Genomic DNA, 20,755 nt, shown 5'->3' on the forward strand with positions numbered 1-20,755 from the left:
GTCATAAATTACGATAAACTTTTTTAGTGTTGTCTTTTCTAAATCAATATTAAGGGAGGAAATTACAAATGTATTTTTCAAAAGCAACTGACGCTGAATTAAACACAATCCTAAAAATTCTTCGTGACGGCCGGGCACAACTAGCTGAAGCCGGTGTTGATCAATGGCAAGGTGATTACCCGAATGTTGAACAAATTAAAGAAGATATAAAAAACGGCCATGCCTATTTGTTTAACGCCGATGATCATGCCACTGTAGGTTGTGTCGCAATTACTAGCGCTCCCGATAATGTCTATGACACTATGGATGGTAAATGGTTGATTCAAACCGACAATTATTTAACAATTCATCGCTTTGCAATCCTTTCAACCCATGCTGGTAAAGGATATGCAACAACTTTGTTTAAGCAATTAATTGCTCATATCACTGCTGAACATCCTGAAATAGATAGTTTACGGATTGATACTCATGTCGATAATAAAGCTATGCAACATTTAATTACTAAAATGGGCTTTACGCATGTTGGTGATTTAAATGGGGTTTACCGCCATAATGATAAGTGCTATGTTTACGAACAAGTAATTAATCGCTAACGGCTTAATTACTCATCCTTATTGTAAGCATTCTAACTAGGCATAGTAAAGTAATAACATATTAAATTAAAACTAATAAAAAAAGAATCTGTCTATCGGTTAGTCAGATTCTTTTTTATTATATTCTTATTTTTCAATTTCGAAGCGATTAGTCAGTTTTTTTAATTCACTAGCAATCTTTCTGAGACCATCGACATTATTTGTAAATTCATCCATTGTCGCTAACACTTCTTCAGAATTAGCTGAAACTTCCTCTGTCCCAGCAGCATTTTCTTGCGTTGAAGCCGCTACATTTTCTAATTTAGCCAATACTGAATCTTGAATATTTTCAATTTCTGCACTAGCCGTTTCAACTTCATTAATGGCTGTAAGCATTGATTGATTCCGCACAAGAACTTCTTTTGAAGATGCTTGTGCTTGTTCAATTAACATTGACTGCATCTTACCACCGGCTACAGAGTTAGTTGTTTGTTCAACCATTGCGCTTGATTTAGTACGAATTTGTTCAATTATGATTTCAATGTCTTTAGTTGAGTTTTTGCTTTGCTCAGCTAGTTTTCTAATTTCACTTGCAACCACCGCAAAACCTTTACCAGATTCACCAGCACTAGCTGCTTCAATTGAGGCATTTAAGGCTAATAAATTAGTTTGCCGTGAAATATCATTAATCACACTGATGATTTTATTAATATTTTGAATATCTTGATTCATTTCATCCATACTATGCATTAAGGCCGTCATTTTAGCTAATTCATTTTGCCAATTTTCATCAACCCCACCCGTAATTTCCATGTTTTGTGTACTGATTTGCGCAGCCTCTTGGGTTTGGCTATTCATTGTTGCAACATTGGTATGTAATAGTTGGACGACCTCTGCTAACTGTTGCACCTGTTGCACACTGTTAGCTGTATCTTGCGCTTGACTACCAGTTACTTCCGCAATTCCTGTAATTGTTTGGGCAACTTCTTCAGTTGCTTTGTCAGTTTGTTGTGATAATTCATATAGCTCATCTGCACTTTGCGCAACATTGATGCTCTGCTTTTGAACATGATTAATTGCTACCCCAATTGATTTGATTGTTTGATTATAATGATAAGTCAATTTTTGTAGTTCATGCCCATTAACTTCGCTAGTTAGTAATTTGTTAGTTATTTTATCACTAAACTGCGTTGCATTAAATTTTTCAGGATCCGTTGAGTCAATTGTTGCAAATTTACCGCTACCTGCCATTGCTAAATAATGACTAAAGCGACCAATAATTTTATCGATTATGCGGGTTACTATAATTGCAAATATGATTGCCACAGTACCTAAAATTAATGCGATAACTGCCGCGAATAGATATAGCGCATGCTCTTCTTGTTTTAAATCAGTTCGACTAACAGCTGAGATTGCCCATACTTGATTGCCCTTGCTTCCCTTATCGTAGTAAGTGGTTTCGACCTTACTAGCTTTGTTAGGTAAAACATGTCCTTTAACTTTACTAGTTGTTGCAATCTGCTTAAACGTATTGGTATTTTTTATATTTTTACCAATAAGCGCTTTTCGGCGCGACGCAATTACAATCCCATCACTGGAAACTAACATTACATTACCAGTTCGCCCAACTTTTAAATTTTCAACATTTTTTTGTAAATTAGTATAGGCTATATTAAATGAAATAACTCCGGCATTGCCGTCTTTATCATGGATTAATTTAGAAACACTAGTTATATAATTACCCGTATTTGCATCTTTATATGGAGTAGAAAAAGCTATTTTTCCAGGCTGATTATTAGCGCCAACATACCATGGTCGTTTTACTGGATTAAAATTATTCGGTAAAGTGGTACTGGTTGCAACATACTTTGCATTCGACATACCAAAAATAGCGTGATTAATAATACTATTTTCTGCCTGAGCTTGTGTAATTATTTGTTTAATTCTTTTTAAATTGAAATTCTTTGAACTATCAAATACTTCATTACTGAGCATTCCATTTATTGCTTGTTTAGCAGACATTTTAAGGTCAACGTCACTTTGTGCTAAATTAGCAGCCGCTGCTTGATTAGCAACATTATTACGCTGTATTAATAGCTGCCGTGTAGTTGCATATGAACCTACGACCATTATTAATACTGGAATAACGACTGCTAAAAACAAAGTTACAATAATTCCACGATTTAAACTTTTCTTTCTTACCATACTCTTAAAACCCTTCTGACATTTTTTGAAAACGATTACGAACACTTACTATTAATGTTATCGGAAAGATTTTAAGTAATTTAAGATTAATGTTTTTAAAATAGCTTATATAATATTTAAATGGTATTTCATGCATAAAACTAACTTCTAAAATGGCATTTAGGTTCTGTTTTCGCATAAATTGAGCGTCCATCATAAAAAGCTCTGTGAAATAATACGAACACTGGTCCGTAATTACATCAGCAGAGCCGCATTGTTAAACTAGCATTTGGGGCGTTACACGCGTATTAACGGGCTTCACCGACCAATTTTTTAAGTGCTATATTTAGCTAACCATTACCAAAAATGACTAACTAAATGTTCTTTGATATAACGTGCGTAGCTTATGGCGTTGGACTTTGCCACTCGCCGTTGTTGGTAACTTTTCAAGTTGGATAAATGTTTTGGGCACCTTATAATGGGCTAAATGTTCGCGGCCATATGCAACTAACTGTTGTTCATCAAAAACACCGGCTTGTGCTACGACATACGCCACTGGTATTTGGCCCCATTGAGGATGTTCAACCCCAATTACACTGATTGCTTGGATATTTGCGTATCCATTATAAACATGTTCAATCTCATCTGGAAAAATATTTTCACCACCTGAGATAAACATATCATCGTCGCGCCCTTTGACGTATAAAAAGCCTTCATTATCCAAATAACCTAAATCACCAGTTCGATACCAGCCATCTGCCGTCAGCTTTTGCTTGAAGGCCGCTTGATCACCAACGTACCCAGGGGTTATATTAGGCGCTTTAATTTCAATGGCTCCTACTTGGGTAATCGGAGCTTGTACTCGCAATTGGACGGGCATTAGAGGTTTGCCTGCCGAACCAATTTTATGTGAGGCGTCAGCAAAACTCAAAGCAACAATCTGAGAAGCACTTTCAGTCATGCCATATGATTGAATAACTGGTAGCGCCATCTTTTGACATTGTGCTAAGGTCGCCTTATCAATTGGGCCGCCACCTAATAAAAATGTTCTAAATAACTGGTTATAACCACTAGCCGGATAACATGCTAAAAGTCGCTTAAGCATCGTGGGAACAACTGACATAATTGTTATGGGTTCGTTGCATAATAAGGCTGTCACTTCAGCCGTATCAAAATGATTTACGAGTTGAACCGGCATCCCATACACCAAGCTGCGCATCATAATTGATAACCCACTAATGTGAAAAAGGGGGACTGCACACAACCACCGGTCCGTCGGCGCAACTCCTAGATTAAGAGCAGAGCCAATTGCTGAGTAGAAATGATTATCAAAGGTTTGCTTAACGCCGTGGGGATTACCGGTCGTACCCGAGGTATACATTATCGAGGCAACATGTTTCGGAGCAAACTCTTGGCTAATTTTAGGTTGTGCTACTCGCGTTATTAAAATATCAGCCAATTGATAAGTTGGGCGGGCTAAAGCTCCCCATGCTACTTGATATTTTTTTAAATGATCATCTACAATTACGGTCTGAACGTTAGCATCAATTAATTGACGCCGTAATTCATCCCCGGCTAACCGATAATTCAACAATACTGGTACTACGCCAAGTTGTTGTAGGGCTAAAATTAATTGGTAGCTTTCCGGGCGATTGCTAACTAAAATCGCAACGCGCTTTTCTTTTTGCAACTGTAAACTAGTCAACTGACCAGCTAGCCGATAGACTGTACGTTGTAACTCACTAAAAGTCCAGCTTTGCTTGCCCGCTATTAAAGCTAGGCGGTGTGGTACTAAATTTGCTTGTTTACTTAACCAATTTTGCATCTGCCTACCGCCCATTATGGGAACTTAGGATATTTACTAAAGTCGGGTTGGCGTTTTTCATTAAAAGCATCTCGTCCTTCTTTAGCTTCATCTGTAGTATAGTATAAGAGAGTTGCATCTCCGGCAAATTGTTGGATACCGGCTAAGCCATCAGTATCAGCATTCATTGCCGCTTTAATAAAGCGTAATGCGGTTGGTGATTTGGTCAGTAACTCATCACACCATGCAAGCGTTGCCTCTTCGACGGTAGCTAGTGGTACCACTTTATTAATCCAGTTCATTGCTAAAGCTTCAGTAGCCGTGTACCAGTGGTTTAAAAACCAAACTTCTTTGGCACGTTTATGGCCAATTACGCGCGCAAGATAGCCGGACCCATAACCAGCGTCAAAACTACCAACTTTTGGACCAGTTTGCCCAAACATCGCATTATCAGCGGCAACGGTTAAATCACAAACGAGTTGTAAGACATTCCCGCCCCCAACTGACCAACCTTTAACCATGGCGATTACGGGCTTAGGAATAATCCTGATTAAACGTTGCAAATCAAGCACATTTAAGCGGGCAATTTCATCTGGGCCAACATAGCCACCATTACCACGCACACCTTGATCACCACCAGAACTAAATGCTTCATCACCTGCGCCGGTTAAAATAATGACCCCAATTGAGCTATCATCACGACAAATGGTAAACGCTTCAATTAATTCGGCCACCGTCACCGGAGTAAATGCATTGCGTCTTTCTGGTCGATTAATTGTTAATTTAGCAATTGCTCCCGTTCTTTCAAATAAAATCTCTTGGTATTCCTTAACTGCTTGCCAGTTTCTTGTTCCCATCTCATAATTCCTTTCAGGTCTAAAATAATTTAAGTAATGGAGGCTTTCATGAATTTAATCGATTACCTCGGCATTAAAGTTGTCAGTCAATCTGCTCAACAAGTTGAACTCAACTTGCCGGTCACTGAAAATATCAAGCAACCCTTTGGTTTGGTCCATGGTGGGATTAACGCTGTTTTGGCTGAAACAGCTGCCAGCATTGCTGCTAACTGTGCTGCCCCACGCGGGCAAGTGGCCGTTGGGGTGGCCATCACATCACACCATCTAAGGCCCACCGTTAACGGTAGTTTAATTACAATCGCGACGCCTCAACATATCGGCACCAAAATTCAGGTGTGGGATGTCAAAATCATGCAACAAACTAATGCTAAACTAGTTAGTACTAGTAGCGTTACTACCATGTTTATTGACCAACCAAAATAAGACTGTCCATCTTATATAATAGCACGAACTAGTCTTATCTAAGTAAATATTGTTCTAAGCTTTAGCCTTAGAATGAAAAGCAAACCATAAAATAATTACATTTAATGCTAAAGCAAGTACCATGGCTAACAAACCAAAAGTAAAGCCATGGATTTTTTGTGTCGTTACGTCTAACGAAATAATCAACGAAACAATGGCTGTTCCAACGGCTCCTGAGAATTGTTGAAAAGTGTTAAATAAAGCATTCCCGTCAGCAATTTTTTGTGGTACCAATCCATGCAGCCCATTTGTCATAATGTTTGAATAGCACATACCCTGTCCTAACGTGAAGAGCATAAACAATAACGTTACGCCCCAAACATTTGCATGCCCGACAGTTAGCCAGTATAACACTAGTGCAATTAACTCTAAGCTTGCACCAACTAAAATCGGCCGTTTAGCACCAAACCGATCTAATAACATCCCCCCAACAGGAGCAAGTAATGCCCCTAATAAAGCACCGGGTAACATGGCGATTCCTGATATAAACGAACTTTCATGCAAAGTTAGTTGAATCATCGTTGGTAATAAGAAAGCCATTCCTAAAATTGTAAATTGAGTAAGGCCAAAACTTAGTAAATGTAAAATAAATGACCGCTCTTTGACTAAATTCAAAGCCAAAATTGGATGTGATTGTCGTTGATACCACCATGCGGTTATTCCACAACTAACTCCTCCGATAGCAATCCAGACAAGTCCTAATATTGTACTAGTTGCTAATTTATTAAAGCCTAAAATTAATGTACTAAAATCAATGGCTAGTAGTAACCAACCAACAAAATCTAAATACTTTGGGGGCGTAACGTTATCCGCACTTCTAATCGTCATTATCCCGATTATTAAGGCAATGATTATTAGTGGAATAATACAGATAAAAATAGCCCGCCAACTCCAAATACTAACTAAAAAACCACCAAATGTTGGCCCAACCGCAGGCGCAATGGCGGTAATAAAATTACCGACACCCATTAATAAACCAATTTTGTTTTTAGGGGCTTGCGTCAAAATAATGTTAAACATCATTGGTAAGCTAATCCCTGTTCCCATACCTTGAAACACCCGACCTATAATTAAAAGCGCTAAATTCGGAGCCACGGCATCTAATATTAACCCAATTAAAAACATACTTGCCGCAAACGTAAATAAATAAGGTAATTTAAATTTACGCATTAAATAAACGGTTAATGGCATCATCGCTGCTAATACCAAAAGATAGGCCGTCGTTAGCCATTGAATATTGGCTAATGATGTATTAAATTCAACGGTTAGTTTGGGAAATGTTATATTCATGGCTGTTTCAACTAAGACGCCCATGAACGATAATAAACCGGTTGCAAAAATTGACAGCAGCAACCGGGGTGTAATCTTATTCATAAATAAATTGTTATCCTCCTAATTTTAAATATGACCATCTTATATAGTTACATAAAAAAAACGTTGGTGCAAACAAAATTGGTTAAAGATTTAACCGACACCACCGTCATACTTGGTTGAACACTAATGATACTAGATGAACTAAAAATTTTTAGCGTTAATTGCTTCACGTAATTTTACGATGTTCCACGTGAAACACCCTATAAATTTTGCTGAATTACTTGCATCCCCTGTTCTATTGCTAATAATTGATTCGCATAGTCTTCAAGTTTTTGCGCATATTTAGTAATGCTATCGTCTGAATTTTTATAACGTAACTTATGCTCTAAGCTTGCCCACATATCCATCCCGATTGTTCTAATTTGAATTTCTACGGGGACCTTTTTTAACCCCGTACTTTGAAAAACGGGGATTGCCAATACCAAATGAAGGCTACGATAACCACTGCTTTTGGGATTTTTAAGGTAGTCTTTTTCTTTAATTAATTCGATATCACTTTCATTAACTAATAAATCACGAATAGTATAGATATCATTCAGATAATTTGTAATTACTCTTAATCCAGCTACATCATAGATTTTTGCTTGAACATTAGCTGCTGTGACTTTAATCTTCTTTCTATTTAACTTATCTAATAAACTCTGTGGTGTTTTCATCCGTGAGTCAATCGCATGAATTGGATTATAGTCATGCATCACTTGAAACTCGGAATCTAAGTTTTCAAGTTTTGTAAACAATTCATTGGCCGCTGATGAATATAACTGATAAAGTTTGACAAATTTTATCACTTCGGCAATTGCAGGACCACCATCAAAACTCTGAAACTGACCATGGAGAGTTTCCACATTAAACACGTTAATTTTATTATGTATCATAATTTATCCTTTCACTTAAAAGCTCACAACCTACCCCTTAAATTATACAGATATTGATCACAAATTACGCCTCTTAACTGTATGCTTAGCGATAAATTTAAGTTTATTTGTGTTTTACCCTGAGTTGTGTTAAATTATAGATGAACATATGAGCATTTATTCATATAAAATAAAGTGAGGTTTTATCATGCATATTAACGAACGTCTTTCCCAAAACTTGTTTGGCGCGGGCTTACTTATTTTTTTAGGCGCGCTAATTTTACCACTCGCAAATAATATCTTAGCAATTCTTTTCATCTTAGCAACTATTTTAGCTGGTTTTGAAATTATTACAGAAGGTTTTGGCGAAACTTGGCAAGATACCCGTATGCACCATAAGTTTATGCCTAATATCCATCTTTTGATGACGCTAGCCGCCTTTGGTGCCATTTTAATTGGTAACTTTGAGGAGGCAGCCCTCTTAATTTTGATTTTTGCCGCTGCCCACATTCTTGAAGAATATGCTGAAAATAAAAGCAAACGTGAAATTACCAAGCTTTTAAAAATGAATCCAACTGAAGCCAAACGAATTAAGCCGGACGGGACAATTGAGATCGTCGCGGTTAATCAATTAAAAATTGGTGACCAATTACAAGTAGTGAATAGTGCTCAAATTCCGACTGATGGGGTTATTTTATCAGGAATGACAACCATTGATGAAGCCAGTATTACTGGTGAAAGTATGCCCCAAGAAAAGCAACCTGGCGATTTAGTATACGGTAGTACCATTAATGGACCGAGCGCGTTTACGATGGAAGTTACGAAAGCTAGTGACGATACCGTTTTTGCCAAAATTTTAGAATTAGTTAAGCAATCACAAGCCTCATTATCACCAGCTGCGACTAAAATCAAAAAAATTGAACCTTATTACGTAACAACCGTATTAGCCCTCTTTCCTTTAGTAATTATCCTTGGCCCGGTGGCCTTTGACTGGTCTTGGCACACTAGTCTCTATCGTGGTTTAGTCTTTTTAATTTCTGCTTCGCCTTGTGCATTGGCAGCCAGTGCGATTCCTGCAACGCTATCTGGCATTTCCAATTTGGCTAAACGTGGCGTGCTATTTAAGGGTGGTGCTTACTTAACCAACTTAGCTGATTTAAAAAATATTGCCTTTGATAAAACCGGTACCCTAACAATTGGTAAACCACAAGTTACAGATCAAGTCTTTTTACCTGAAGTCGATCAAAAACGCTTAATCAATATTATTTTTGCAATGGAGCAAGCTGCTAATCATCCTTTAGCGACCGCCATTGTTAATCATTATCAAAATGTAATTACGACACCCCTAACTTTAACTGTTGATAACAAAATTGGGCATGGCTTAACTGCTGAATACGCTGGTAGTCATTATCAGATTACTAAACCTAGTTCATTTCCTAAGCTACCCGACCGATTAGCTACCAATTTAGACACTTTAAGTCACGCCGGTAAAACTGTTGTTATTATTGCTAAAGATAATCAGCCAATCGGTTTACTTGCATTGATGGATATTCCTAACGAAAATGCTAAATCAGCAATCAATTACTTTAAATATCAAAATATTCATACTACAATGATAACAGGTGATGCCAAGCTCACAGGCGAGGCAATTGGAAATACACTTGGAATTGATAGTGTGCTAGCAAATGTGTTACCAACGCAAAAAGCAGATGTTATCAAGCAAAATCAAGTAAATGGTGCGACTGCCATGGTTGGTGATGGTGTAAACGATGCCCCTGCCTTGGCAAATGCTGATATTGGTATCGCGATGGGGGATGGAACCGATGTTGCTATTGAAGTAGCCGATGTGGTGGTCATGCAAAATGATTTAGCTAAGTTAACATATGCTCATCGTATTTCTAAAAAACTAAACCAAGTAATTTGGCAAAATATGATCTTTGCCCTGTTAATAGTTTTTTTGTTGGTAATCTTAAACTTTATGAGTATAACTAATATTACTTTAGGAATCATCGCCCATGAAGGCAGTACCTTATTAGTAATTTTCAATGGCCTTCGCTTACTATTACCATTAAGAGCTTAAGGCGTCATTATCGTAAGAAAGAATAGGATTTTGACATGGTCGCAAACAATTTTAACGAACAACAACACAAGCAACAATTATGTGATTTAGCTAACGGTATTCCCATTACTGATGACTTAATTGCAATGACGAGTTTTTTTAAAGCTGTAAGTGACCCAACCCGCATGCGCATCTTACTGGCCTTAGCAAAAACACCACTGAGTGTTAATGAAATTGTCGATATCTTGGCAATGAGTCAATCTTCAATTTCACATCAATTAAGCTTACTAAAACAGGTTAAGCTAGTTACCAGTCAACGACGTGGCCGTAATATCCACTATCAACTTGCTGATGAACATATTATAACGATCTTCCAACAAACCAAAGCACACCTGTTTGAAGAACGTTAAACTAAAAAGCTTGCACTAAAACAATTTTGCTTAAATTGTTTTAGCGCAAGTTTTTTTTAATACCATAGTCAAATTTTAATTTTTGTTTCTTAATAACTTAGCCTGTTTAACATCGGCAGTTGTTGATGTACCAGCTAGTTGCATATCAATTAACAATTCATGATTTAATTCATTAATTACTGATGCGACGCCGCTAGCGCCACCTAAAGCTAACCCATAAATAACTGGTCGTGCTAAGGCAACTAAATCAGCACCACTGGCTAAAGCTTTAAAGACATGCGAGCCACGCCGAACACCACTATCAAAAATAATTGGTACCCGGTGGTTAACTGCTTGTGCGATATCATGTAACACATCAAAGGCTGCAGGCCCACCATTTAATTGACGGCCACCATGATTTGAAACATAAATACCTTGTGCACCAGCACCGATTGCTAGTAATGCATCTTCTGGTAATTTCATCTGCTTAGTGCATAGCGATGTAAGTTAAAACATGCGTTGCATCACTTAATTGTGTATTTGCCATCGATTTGGGGCCCTCCTTACATCTTCAACCTTATATTATAAGCAAATTACTTATTTATAGTAATTATTTAAACTTAAATTATACTGAAAACCACCGTTGCCCGGCACTGGTTCGGTGTATCTTAACGGTCGTGGCAAACACTATATTTAAATTAGTAGCGGTTAACACTTGTGTTGGCGTCCCTGCAAGTAATGTCTTGACAGTTAATAACCAAACGATATCACTGTATTGATTAGCAATATTTAAATCATGCACAATCTGTATAATTGTACAAAACTGACTAGCTGTGCTGATCAAACTTAAGAAGCGCTGTTGATATTTTAAATCCAAGTATGTTAATGGCTCATCTAACATTAAAATTGATTTTGATTGAATCAAGCTAAAAGCAAGCCATACTCGTTGTTGTTGACCACCAGACAACGTGTTAACATTTTTTCCTTGTAAGTCTGCAATATCTAACTGTTTGAAAACTTGCTTACGCCACCCCGCTTGAGGATGATTAGTCGGCACTAACCCTAAAAATTCATCAACTTTAATTGCATCATAAAACCTATTTTTTTGAGGTAAATAAGTTAGCGTAGCTTGATCCAAAATCACACCCTCATACGGTATTAAACCAGCTAAGGCTTTTAATAAAGTGGTCTTCCCAATCCCATTTGGGCCAACAACACTGATAATTCCAGTGGTTGGAATAGTACCACTATACTCATTAATAATCACTTTTTGACCTTGTTTTATTTTAATATTTTTAAATTTCATTGCGCCACCTTACCATTATCCATATTAATAACGGTGCACTAATAATTAATAGGACTGCATTAGTTGGTAATTCATCTGGTGCCATCACCCAATGTGCAAGCAAGTCAGCTAAGACTGTTAATAAAATGCCAGTTAAAGTTGTCAGGCCTAACCGTTCCTTTAAACTTAGTGCTTTAGTTAATGTAAATATTTGGACCCAAACCAACCCTACAAAAAATACCGTTCCAATAATGGCGGTTACTGCTCCTAACCACATTGCCGCCATTATTTGCAACCAAAATGAGACCTTGCTTTCATTAAATCCTAGTTGTTTCCCTTGTAAACTAGGAATGGCATAGTAGGTTAATTTATCACTGTACCAACACCAAATTAGCCAACCAATCAGCATAATTATAAATAAGCTCACAACGTCGATCCATGTAATTGTACTTAAACTTTTACCAATAAAGCCATTGTTTGCTGTAATGATCGTCGTTGCTGCATTAAAAAACATTGCTAAACTTAGCCCAACCAAAATCAAAAGTAATGGTTGCTTGAAAATGCTTAAAACACTATATCGTAAAATACTCACTACTAAGATGCCAAAAAAAGCCCCTAGTAAGACACGGTAAGGTGCTAAATTTGGTAATAAAACGAGACTGGTAGCAACTGCAAATTCACTCCCATTTGCTAAGCCTAACATGGAGCCATCAAGGTAATTAGCCCGCAAGGTTGTTTGAAAAATCAGTGCACTCCAAGCTAACATAGCCCCAATTAATATCGCCGCAATCACTCTAGGCATTCTTAATTGCCATAATATCGTACTAGTCGGCCGCCCAATTCCTAAACTAACTATTACTACTAATATAATTATTGCACTTAAAATATATTGTCCCTTTTTTTTACTCAACTTGTGCTAACCATTCCTTAATTTGTTGATATGCTTGTTTAACCTTTAAATTAGCAGTTGGACTAAACACCGGGGCCGTCACATCATAAACATGCTTACTTTTAACTGCTTGTAAATTAGCGTATGGCGCTTTAGCGAACGTGGCGTTGAAATTGGCTTTAACTTCGCTAGGCATCGCATGTGCTAATCGAATAATAATATCTGGATTTGCTTTAACAATTTTTTCCGTGCTAGGCGTGCCGTATAGCGACTGCTGGTTGGCGCCAACCACCTGACCACCCGCCCGGGTTACTAAATCACCAATGTAACTATGTGCGTTCATTGTTAAAAAACCACCACCTGGCATCCCCATTAAAATTAAAACTTTTGGCTTTTTACTGACATTAACAGATTTCAATTTGATATGGCTAATAAGGGCTTGCGCCTTAGCAACTCGCTGATATTGCTGACCTAACTGGGTGATACTTTGCTTTAACGTTCCATAGTTAGTAAAATCAAGTGTCACCATTTTGATGTGTTGCGCTTGTAATTTAGTGCGGTAATCATCAGTAAGCGCTTGGTCAACATAGACAACACTTGGTTTTAGAGCTACAATTTTTTCAAAATTAACTGCAATGTGATTACCTACTTTAGGTAATTTCCGCATTTTTACCGGAAGTTCACTAAGCTTGTTAGCCGTTGGTACCCCGACTAATGGAATATCTAGGGCGCTAAAGACTTGGGTCATCGCCGTTGTTGTTGTAATAATTCGAGTGTTTTTAGTTTGTGTCACTTGAGAATGCTGCGCCTTTAGCAAAAAAAATAGCCCACCCAAACTCAAGCCTAATAATAATCCCACTAAAATTAATCGCTGTTTTTTATTCATTAAATTATCCTACTTTAATAATGACCGAGCATATGCTAAGCCAACCACTGCTGATAACGTCGCAAAGCTAACAATTATTAATTGCTGATTCGTTTTTCTGGCCTGCTTGGCCTTGGCCTTTTGTGTCAAATTATCCTTTTGCTGAGCTATTTTTGTCGCTTTAGTATGGTTCTTTTTTGCTTGTTTTGCTTGACTAGTACTACGCTGCTTAGAACTCCAATTACTAGCACTACTCGCTGTAATAGTTACTTTTGTGGGTGTCTTAGGTTTTTTTTGGCTAATTTTTAATTTAGGTAGTTTTTGGGTTTCAAAAGCGATATTAAATGGATATTTATGATGATAATTTAAACTATCAATATCGACCTGCATTCTCCCAATTACTGGTTTAGCAATTTTGGTTACACTAAATTTAATTTCGTATTGATAACTAGTCCCCACAATTTTTTTCGTTACTTTAGGATATTGACCATTAATTAGTAATACCTTAACTGGATATTTACCCAACTCATGACTAGTTACTATATCTAAGGTTACTTCATAAGTATTACTTAAAACGATTACTTTAGCTGGTTTAATAAAATACGCATCCGCCACTGACGTTTGTTTTGTTTTATATTTCTGAACTGTGTAGGGTACGCGATATGTTTTTAATGCCGCTGTTGCATTGTCAGAATAACCAAACCAAGTTAAAACCCCCAAAAGTATAAGTATCCCCCGATATAATTGCTGTCGCATACTACTAAATCTCCTTACTTAATCTTGACTAAAGCACTCACGTTATGCGTAAACAACTTAGGTACATGATATTGCATCTTAACCTTAATATAACGACCATGCCGTATTTTTCGTAAATGCTTTGCCGAAAGATAGCCATACCATGTTCCAGTTTTACCGTGGCGTGTTGCTTTTAACTTGACACCATCAAAAGTTAATTTTCGCATATAATTCATCATTTTTGTTTGTTTTATAATAATTTTTTTATTCTTATAAATTATCTTGCGTTGCCATAAATGATCAGTTTGAATCATCGAGTACTGATGTTTATTATCACTTTGCATATACGCAACATTCCATTGTTTGGTCTTAGCTAACACTGGGGTCGTTACTAATAGTGAACTGCTCATTACGGCAATTGTTAAACTAGTTGTAATAATTTTATTCATTTTATCGCATCCTTCTTTCATAACTAATTACTATTATAGCTATTTTTTTATCGAATAACGTCTTTTGATTAAAAAATAGCTAATTACTTACTTAAGTTGGCCTAATTTAAATTCTATATTACGAAAAAAGCAACTAACTCAAATTTTGAATTAGTTGCTACGCATTTCTTTAACTTTTAAACATTCTGACTCATTTACTAAAAAACTTTAAGGTTCAATGATTGTACCATCTTCAGTGTTAATGTAGTTTTCAACGTTGTCTAGCGAGGTAATCACAGCTCGCTTCCCTGTCTTTTCAACAAAACTAACGGCCGCCTCAATTTTAGGCTTCATTGAACCAGCTGCAAATTCGCCAGCTGCAAGATATTGCTTGGCTGTCGCCACATCTATTTTGCCTAATTTTTGTTCTTCTGGTTGATTAAAATGAATATAAACATTTTTAACAGCTGTCAAAATGACTAATTCATCAGCATCAACTAATTCGGCTAGCTTAGCTGCTGAAAAGTCTTTATCAATAACCGCTTCTACCCCAACAAATTCATCGCTCTTAGTCATCACTGGAATACCACCACCACCAGCTGCGACTAATGTTGTTCCATTAGCAACGATTTCTTTAATTACATTAGCCTCAACAATGCTAGTTGGCTTTGGTGATGGAACTACTCGCCGGTAACCCCGCCCAGCATCTTCAACTAATGTCCAATCGGGATGTTCGTTTTTGATCGCGGTAAACTCTGTCTCCGTATAGAATGGGCCAATTGGCTTAGTTGGTTTTTGAAAAGCCTGATCAGCCGCATCAACCACTGTTCGTGTCACTATTGTAGCGACATCACCCGTAATATCTTTTGCTTTAAAAGCTTTATTAAGCGCATTACTAAGCCAAAAACCTAATTCACCTTGGGTCATACCGCCTACTGTATCTAGGGGCATCGCTGGATTTTTAGCTGATCCGCCATTAATTTGTTGTAATAATAAATTTCCTACTTGTGGTCCATTACCATGTGTTACCACTAATTGATTTTCGGTATCGTTCAAAAAACCTACTAACTGTTGAGCAGTGGTAACTAATGCTGCTTGTTGCGCTTGGGCGCTAGGGTCATCTGTTAAAATGGCATTTCCACCTAAGGCAACCACAATACGTTTAGCCATACACTTATCCTTTCCTAAATACTTAATTGACCAGTTGCTAAGAATATGACAGCAAGAACTGCTAAGCCGACAATGATTCCCATCATAAGCCATTCATTCTTAGGAACTGTTTTACCATTTTCCTTACGAGCTCGAATGTATAAAACAAAACCTAATACATAAGCAATCGTACATAACCATAAATACTGCAAACCAGATAAGGTAATTGCTGTTACTTCAAAGATGACTGTAAATAGTCCAGGCAAAATAACGCGCAGTGCCCTTTGTTGAAGCCCTAATTTTAATTGATATGCCCCGACTAATGTGTAGCAAACAACAATTGCTGCTGTACATAACGAATATGCAAAGTTATAAGCTTGATCCGTAAAAATCAAAGTTATTAAAAATACTTGCACCAACACCTGTGTCAAAAATAATGAATTGGCTGGTGAGTTAAATTTATTCAGCTTACCAAACCAAGTTGGTAACAACTGTTGCTCTGCCATTAATGATGTTGCTTCAACCGGTAGCATAGTCCATGATAGCCAAGCACCTAAAATTGAAATTATCAAACCGATACTGATAAAGGCTCCACCAAATGACCCGGTCATATCTTTAAAAATATAAAGCACTGTGGGATGATTAACCTGTAGTAATTCAGCTTGCGTCATATATCCATAAGGCAAGAGTGAAACAACCACATATATGGATAACAGAGCCAGTAAACCAATAATTGTCGCGCGCCCGGCATCCGTCTTCTTTTTAGCCCGACCGGCCATCATACTGGCCCCTTCAATTCCTACAAAGACCCACATCATTGCCATAATACAACCTTTAATTTGGTTAAAGATACCACTTGTAGTTGCTTTACCAAATAAGGGTTGCTTTTGCATGTTTACGCTAAAATTTTGCCAAAAATGTTCAGTAAATAGCCCGGCTTTAAATGAAAGTAATGCAATCACCACAAAGGCAAATAAGGGAATCAACTTACAAATCGTCACGATTGTATTAATTGCGGCCGCAGACTCAATTCCACGTGTTACTAATAAAGTCAGGGACCAAGAAATAAGAGATGCAATTACAATCGCACTGATACTATTACCTGACTTTAAACTTGGAATAAAGTAACCCATTGCTGACATTAACATCGTTGCAAACGCCACATTTCCGAGCCACGCTGATAACCAGTACCCCCAGCCTGAAATGAAGCCCGCAAAATCACCAAAGCCATCCCGAGCGTAATCTGAAATACCTGTTAATTTAGGCTTATTAATCACTAAATTATTTAAACTAAGTGATAACATCAAAATACCAAAGCCAGTAATTAGCCAAGCAATTAACACAGGGCCTGGTGTCGCTGCTTGTGCCAGTGTATAGGGTAAATCGAAAATCCCAGCACCAATGGCACTACTGATGACTAACGCTACTAACGCGGGTAACGCAATACCTTTACTATTTATCTTTTCTTCCATGATTTTTACCTATTTATTCTTCTAAATCAGGTACCGCTGGAATAAATAAATTACCTAATGTAGCTGCCATAATTGCCTTAATTGAATGCTTACGGTTTTCAGCTTCATCCCAATGACGCGCATACTTACTACGGAAGACTTCATCAGTTACTTCCATTTCAGTAATACCATATTGTTCCTTAACATCTTCACCGTATTTAGTATTTGTATCGTGAAAGGCTGGTAAGCAGTGCATGAAGATTAATTGATCATCTGGAGTACCTGTTGCGCGCATCATATCCATGTTAACTTGATATGGTGTAAGTAGCTTAACTCGTTCTTCCCAATTTGTTTCACCCATTGAAACCCATACATCAGTGTAAATAATATTTGAGCCTTTCACACCAGCCTTAATATCATCTGTAACCATTGGTTTGGCTCCAGTTTGACTAGCAAATTTTTTGGCAATTGCGATAACATCAGCCGCAGGGTGTAATGCTTTTGGTGCAACAATATGGATATTTACCCCAAGCATTGAGCCAGTCACTAAGAGTGAATTAGCCATGTTATTACGGCCATCACCAACATATGTTAAGGTAAGGCCTTTTAAGTGACCAAAGTTTTCTTTGACGGTCATAAAGTCTGCAATCATTTGGGTAGGGTGCCATTCATCTGTTAAACCATTCCAAACCGGTACACCTGAGTACTTAGCTAAACCTTCAACATCTGCTTGTTTAAATCCACGAAATTCAATTCCATCAAACATCCGGCCTAAAACAATCGCGGTGTCTTCAACTGATTCTTTTTTACCTAATTGAATATCATTGGCCCCTAAATATTCAGGGTGTGCGCCTAATTCAATGGCCGCAGTAGTAAATGCTGCCCGTGTCCGGGTTGAAGCTTTTTCAAATAATAAAGCAATATTTTTACCTTCAAGATAACGGTGTGGAATATTGTTATGACGTAAGGCTTTAAGATGTAAGCCAAAATCAACTAAATATTGAATTTCTGCCGGCGTAAAATCCTTTTCTGCTAATAATGAACGACCTTGAAAAACTGAGTTAGTTGCTACTTTAGTCATGATAAAATCTCCCTTAATTTGTTAAATAATTTGCTTAAATATCTTCACGCCATAATGGTTGTGACATACAACGTGGGCCACCACGACCGCGTGATAATTCACTTGAAATAACCTCATGGACCCGAATGCCATGCCGTCTTAACAATTCATTACTTACATAATTACGGTTGTAGGTAACCACTTCACCTGGGGCAATTGTCAACGTGTTTGACCCATCATTCCATTGTTCACGTGGTGCAACAATTTCATCCCCTGAGCCAGTCATAATCATATCGAGTTCAGAGAGGTGTAACACTTCTTTCAAAGTTGCTGCTAAGTCAGTTCTATGTGCTAATTTAACTGTGCCGTTTGCCCCTGGTGTCATGATGAAAATATTCATATGCCCTTCATCGTTCATAATACCTGGGAAAACAGTAAATTGATCGTAGTTAACCATTGTAAAGACCGTGTCTAGATGCATCATTGCATGATTATGTGGGATTTCAACGGCCACTACTGTGTCAAAGTTTGATTCTGAGTTTTTAAATAATTCTTTAGCTAATCCTTCAATCGATTTTGAAGATGTTCTTTCTGAAACACCAATTGCAAGGACGTGATCATTTAAAATTAATTCATCGCCACCTTCAATTCGCGTATCATGATTGCGATCACGCCAGACGTTTACCTTGCCTGCAAATCGAGGATGATATTGCATAACGTATTCGGTAAATAATGATTCCGGCCGACGAGCCTTAAATGTCATATGATTAATTGTAAGTCCATGGCCCATTGATGCTTGTGGATCACGCGTAAAGTAAGCATTAGGCAATGGATCAAGTAAGAATGGATTAGCAGCATCACGCCCTGCTAAATCATGTAATGAATCATTACTAAAATCAAATTCATTACGCCGTATCCCAGCATATAGTTTGGTAACCATATCGCGAGTTGAAAAGTCTTGTAGATATTCATATAAAGCATCGTGGGTTGTCCCAAGGCCATAACCTGCTTCATCTAAATATGTTTCCACAAATTTATGCCGAATAGCGTTATCCTTGTCTAAGACATCCACCGCTAAGTCGTCAATATAAAGTGTTTCGGCGCCATTATCTCTTAAAGTTTGTGCAAAGAAGTCATGCTCTTTTTGCGCAATTTCTAAGAATGGAATATCATCAAATAGTAGACGTTCCATGGTATCTGGGGTAATATTTTCAACTTCTTCACCAGGTCTTTTCAAAAGAACAGTTTTTAACTTACCAATTTCTGAATTGACCTTAATTGCTGGATCTTTCATTAGAATCTCCTCCAAACCATTTTATAAAATCATTGCAAGCGCTTTCAATTGATTACAAATATTACTTTATACCTTTATATAATTATTCACAATATACGTTTATGCAAACATTTTTATCCAATTGGATAAATACATGTTCAACAAATCACATTATTTGACATTTTACGAGCATCTATTTTATAATTAACACGACATTTATGTCATTTTTTATGGCATTCTTTTTTGCTCATTGGAGGTTTTCATCTCATGCCAAATACAACTACTGCTTTTTTACAAAAATGGCTAAACATTTCTGATTATGATTTAGCTTTAAATAGCGACTTTGAACATGAAGCATTACACCATAATGTTGATTTAACACGTAAATATTATGCACTAGTCGTCAAGTCATCAATTGAAAATACTTCCTATAACTATAATTTGTCTTTTATGCTAGATAGCTATCGTTGTATTTTTATTTTTAACGAGTACTATGACTTAGACAGCTTTTTAGCACAGTTAGCTCCTAATCAGTTAGTTGGCATTGGGACCCCCCATTTTGATTTGTCACGCACGATTAAAGAAGCACTAGAAGCCTTGTGTTTTAGTATCGCTGATGCTGAAAATCCCATCGTTCATTTTGATAGTATTAAACGTTTCAATCCGTTAATTAATAGTAATCTCGCTTATCCTGAACTACGCCAATTTTTTGACCGCTTTGAAACGCTGTATGGTGATACAATCCTGCTTGATACCTTTTGGGCTAGCGTTTTAAACAATCATAACTTTACCAAAACAGCCCATAGTCTCCATGTTCATCGTCGTACCGTTGAATATCGGCTTAATCGCTTACATGAATTAACTGGCTATAATCCACGAAACATTGTTGATTGTATCGCCCTGATTAGTGCCTATGTCCGGTGGCGTACCAAAAACTTAAGTCTGCTCCTAAACGAATTACAAAGCATTTCTGATAGTATGTTACCGCGCGATCGTATCTACTAAATGTAAAAAATAATAAATAATGAACAAAACCAAAATTTATTAAAAAAACGACTAAATGAT

19 protein-coding genes and 1 pseudogene are annotated in these 20,755 nt (G+C 37.2%); 5 read left to right on the forward strand and 15 right to left on the reverse strand.

Annotated elements, in window-relative coordinates; all coding sequences use genetic code 11:
* Window positions 1-68: 68 nt before the first annotated feature.
* The gene (locus JOC59_RS00385) at window positions 69-593 is read left to right on the forward strand and encodes a GNAT family N-acetyltransferase (RefSeq protein WP_205142816.1); all 525 of its coding nucleotides are present in this window, start codon (window positions 69-71) and stop codon (window positions 591-593) included.
* 126 nt (window positions 594-719) lie between these two features.
* Here the strand turns inward: JOC59_RS00385 and JOC59_RS00390 are convergent, their stop codons facing one another.
* The 3 genes from JOC59_RS00390 to menB all read right to left on the reverse strand — a co-directional run bounded on the left by JOC59_RS00390 (window position 720) and on the right by menB (window position 5,417).
* Complete coding sequence (locus tag JOC59_RS00390) at window positions 720-2,777, reverse strand: methyl-accepting chemotaxis protein (RefSeq protein WP_205142817.1); 2,058 nt, start codon at window positions 2,775-2,777, stop codon at window positions 720-722.
* A gap of 349 nt (window positions 2,778-3,126) precedes the next feature.
* Window positions 3,127-4,581 carry an o-succinylbenzoate--CoA ligase gene (locus JOC59_RS00395; RefSeq protein ID WP_205142818.1) on the reverse strand — a complete coding sequence of 485 codons (1,455 nt, stop codon included), beginning with the start codon at window positions 4,579-4,581 and terminating at the stop codon, window positions 3,127-3,129.
* Between the two features lie 14 nt (window positions 4,582-4,595).
* Window positions 4,596-5,417 (reverse strand): 1,4-dihydroxy-2-naphthoyl-CoA synthase, encoded by an 822-nt coding sequence (gene menB, locus JOC59_RS00400; protein WP_205142819.1) that lies wholly within the window; start codon window positions 5,415-5,417, stop codon window positions 4,596-4,598.
* Between the two features lie 48 nt (window positions 5,418-5,465).
* Between menB and JOC59_RS00405 the strand changes: the two genes are divergently transcribed.
* Window positions 5,466-5,840 (forward strand): hotdog fold thioesterase, encoded by a 375-nt coding sequence (locus JOC59_RS00405; RefSeq protein WP_205142820.1) that lies wholly within the window; start codon window positions 5,466-5,468, stop codon window positions 5,838-5,840.
* 54 nt (window positions 5,841-5,894) lie between these two features.
* Here the strand turns inward: JOC59_RS00405 and JOC59_RS00410 are convergent, their stop codons facing one another.
* On the reverse strand, window positions 5,895-7,253 hold the full coding sequence (locus JOC59_RS00410; RefSeq protein ID WP_205142821.1) for an MFS transporter: 1,359 nt from the start codon (window positions 7,251-7,253) through the stop codon (window positions 5,895-5,897).
* A 200-nt stretch (window positions 7,254-7,453) separates the two neighbouring features.
* A complete protein-coding gene (locus JOC59_RS00415) occupies window positions 7,454-8,128 on the reverse strand; it encodes a GTP pyrophosphokinase (protein ID WP_205142822.1) in 675 nt (224 codons plus the stop codon).
* Window positions 8,129-8,315: 187 nt separating this feature from the next.
* On the opposite strand from JOC59_RS00415, the gene JOC59_RS00420 reads away from it, so the two are divergent.
* Complete coding sequence (locus JOC59_RS00420) at window positions 8,316-10,187, forward strand: heavy metal translocating P-type ATPase (protein ID WP_205142823.1); 1,872 nt, start codon at window positions 8,316-8,318, stop codon at window positions 10,185-10,187.
* A 35-nt stretch (window positions 10,188-10,222) separates the two neighbouring features.
* Window positions 10,223-10,576, forward strand: coding sequence for an ArsR/SmtB family transcription factor (locus JOC59_RS00425; RefSeq protein WP_205142824.1), 354 nt, complete (start codon window positions 10,223-10,225; stop codon window positions 10,574-10,576).
* Between the two features lie 75 nt (window positions 10,577-10,651).
* On the opposite strand, the pseudogene JOC59_RS00430 reads toward JOC59_RS00425, so the two are convergent.
* The 10 genes and pseudogenes from JOC59_RS00430 to arcA all read right to left on the reverse strand — a co-directional run.
* Window positions 10,652-11,044 (reverse strand): annotated as a pseudogene (locus JOC59_RS00430) (alpha-hydroxy-acid oxidizing protein); the annotation flags it as partial.
* 136 nt (window positions 11,045-11,180) lie between these two features.
* Window positions 11,181-11,861, reverse strand: coding sequence for an ABC transporter ATP-binding protein (locus tag JOC59_RS00435; RefSeq protein WP_205142825.1), 681 nt, complete (start codon window positions 11,859-11,861; stop codon window positions 11,181-11,183).
* Window positions 11,851-12,750: an iron chelate uptake ABC transporter family permease subunit gene (locus JOC59_RS00440; protein WP_205142826.1), complete on the reverse strand. Its 900-nt coding sequence runs from the start codon at window positions 12,748-12,750 to the stop codon at window positions 11,851-11,853. The genes JOC59_RS00435 and JOC59_RS00440 overlap by 11 nt, the downstream gene beginning before the upstream one ends.
* Window positions 12,743-13,615: an ABC transporter substrate-binding protein gene (locus JOC59_RS00445; protein WP_205142827.1), complete on the reverse strand. Its 873-nt coding sequence runs from the start codon at window positions 13,613-13,615 to the stop codon at window positions 12,743-12,745. The genes JOC59_RS00440 and JOC59_RS00445 overlap by 8 nt, the downstream gene beginning before the upstream one ends.
* A gap of 9 nt (window positions 13,616-13,624) precedes the next feature.
* Complete coding sequence (locus tag JOC59_RS00450; protein WP_205142828.1) at window positions 13,625-14,350, reverse strand: NEAT domain-containing protein; 726 nt, start codon at window positions 14,348-14,350, stop codon at window positions 13,625-13,627.
* Window positions 14,351-14,364: 14 nt separating this feature from the next.
* Complete coding sequence (locus tag JOC59_RS00455) at window positions 14,365-14,778, reverse strand: hypothetical protein (RefSeq protein WP_205142829.1); 414 nt, start codon at window positions 14,776-14,778, stop codon at window positions 14,365-14,367.
* Between the two features lie 207 nt (window positions 14,779-14,985).
* Window positions 14,986-15,927, reverse strand: a complete 942-nt coding sequence (arcC, locus tag JOC59_RS00460; RefSeq protein ID WP_205142830.1) for a carbamate kinase — start codon at window positions 15,925-15,927, stop codon at window positions 14,986-14,988.
* A gap of 14 nt (window positions 15,928-15,941) precedes the next feature.
* Entirely contained in the window at window positions 15,942-17,378 is a 1,437-nt protein-coding gene (arcD, locus tag JOC59_RS00465) for an arginine-ornithine antiporter (protein WP_205142831.1), read from the reverse strand.
* A 13-nt stretch (window positions 17,379-17,391) separates the two neighbouring features.
* Window positions 17,392-18,438 (reverse strand): ornithine carbamoyltransferase, encoded by a 1,047-nt coding sequence (gene argF / locus JOC59_RS00470; RefSeq protein WP_205142832.1) that lies wholly within the window; start codon window positions 18,436-18,438, stop codon window positions 17,392-17,394.
* 34 nt (window positions 18,439-18,472) lie between these two features.
* Window positions 18,473-19,711, reverse strand: coding sequence for an arginine deiminase (gene arcA / locus JOC59_RS00475; RefSeq protein WP_205142833.1), 1,239 nt, complete (start codon window positions 19,709-19,711; stop codon window positions 18,473-18,475).
* Between the two features lie 246 nt (window positions 19,712-19,957).
* Here arcA and JOC59_RS00480 point away from each other — a divergent pair, with 246 nt between their 5' ends.
* Entirely contained in the window at window positions 19,958-20,695 is a 738-nt protein-coding gene (locus tag JOC59_RS00480) for a PucR family transcriptional regulator (protein ID WP_205142834.1), read from the forward strand.
* Window positions 20,696-20,755: the final 60 nt, after the last annotated feature.

Origin of the sequence: Periweissella beninensis (assembly GCF_016908275.1) — a bacterium.
In the GTDB taxonomy this organism is placed as follows: Bacteria; Bacillota; Bacilli; order Lactobacillales; family Lactobacillaceae; genus Periweissella; species Periweissella beninensis.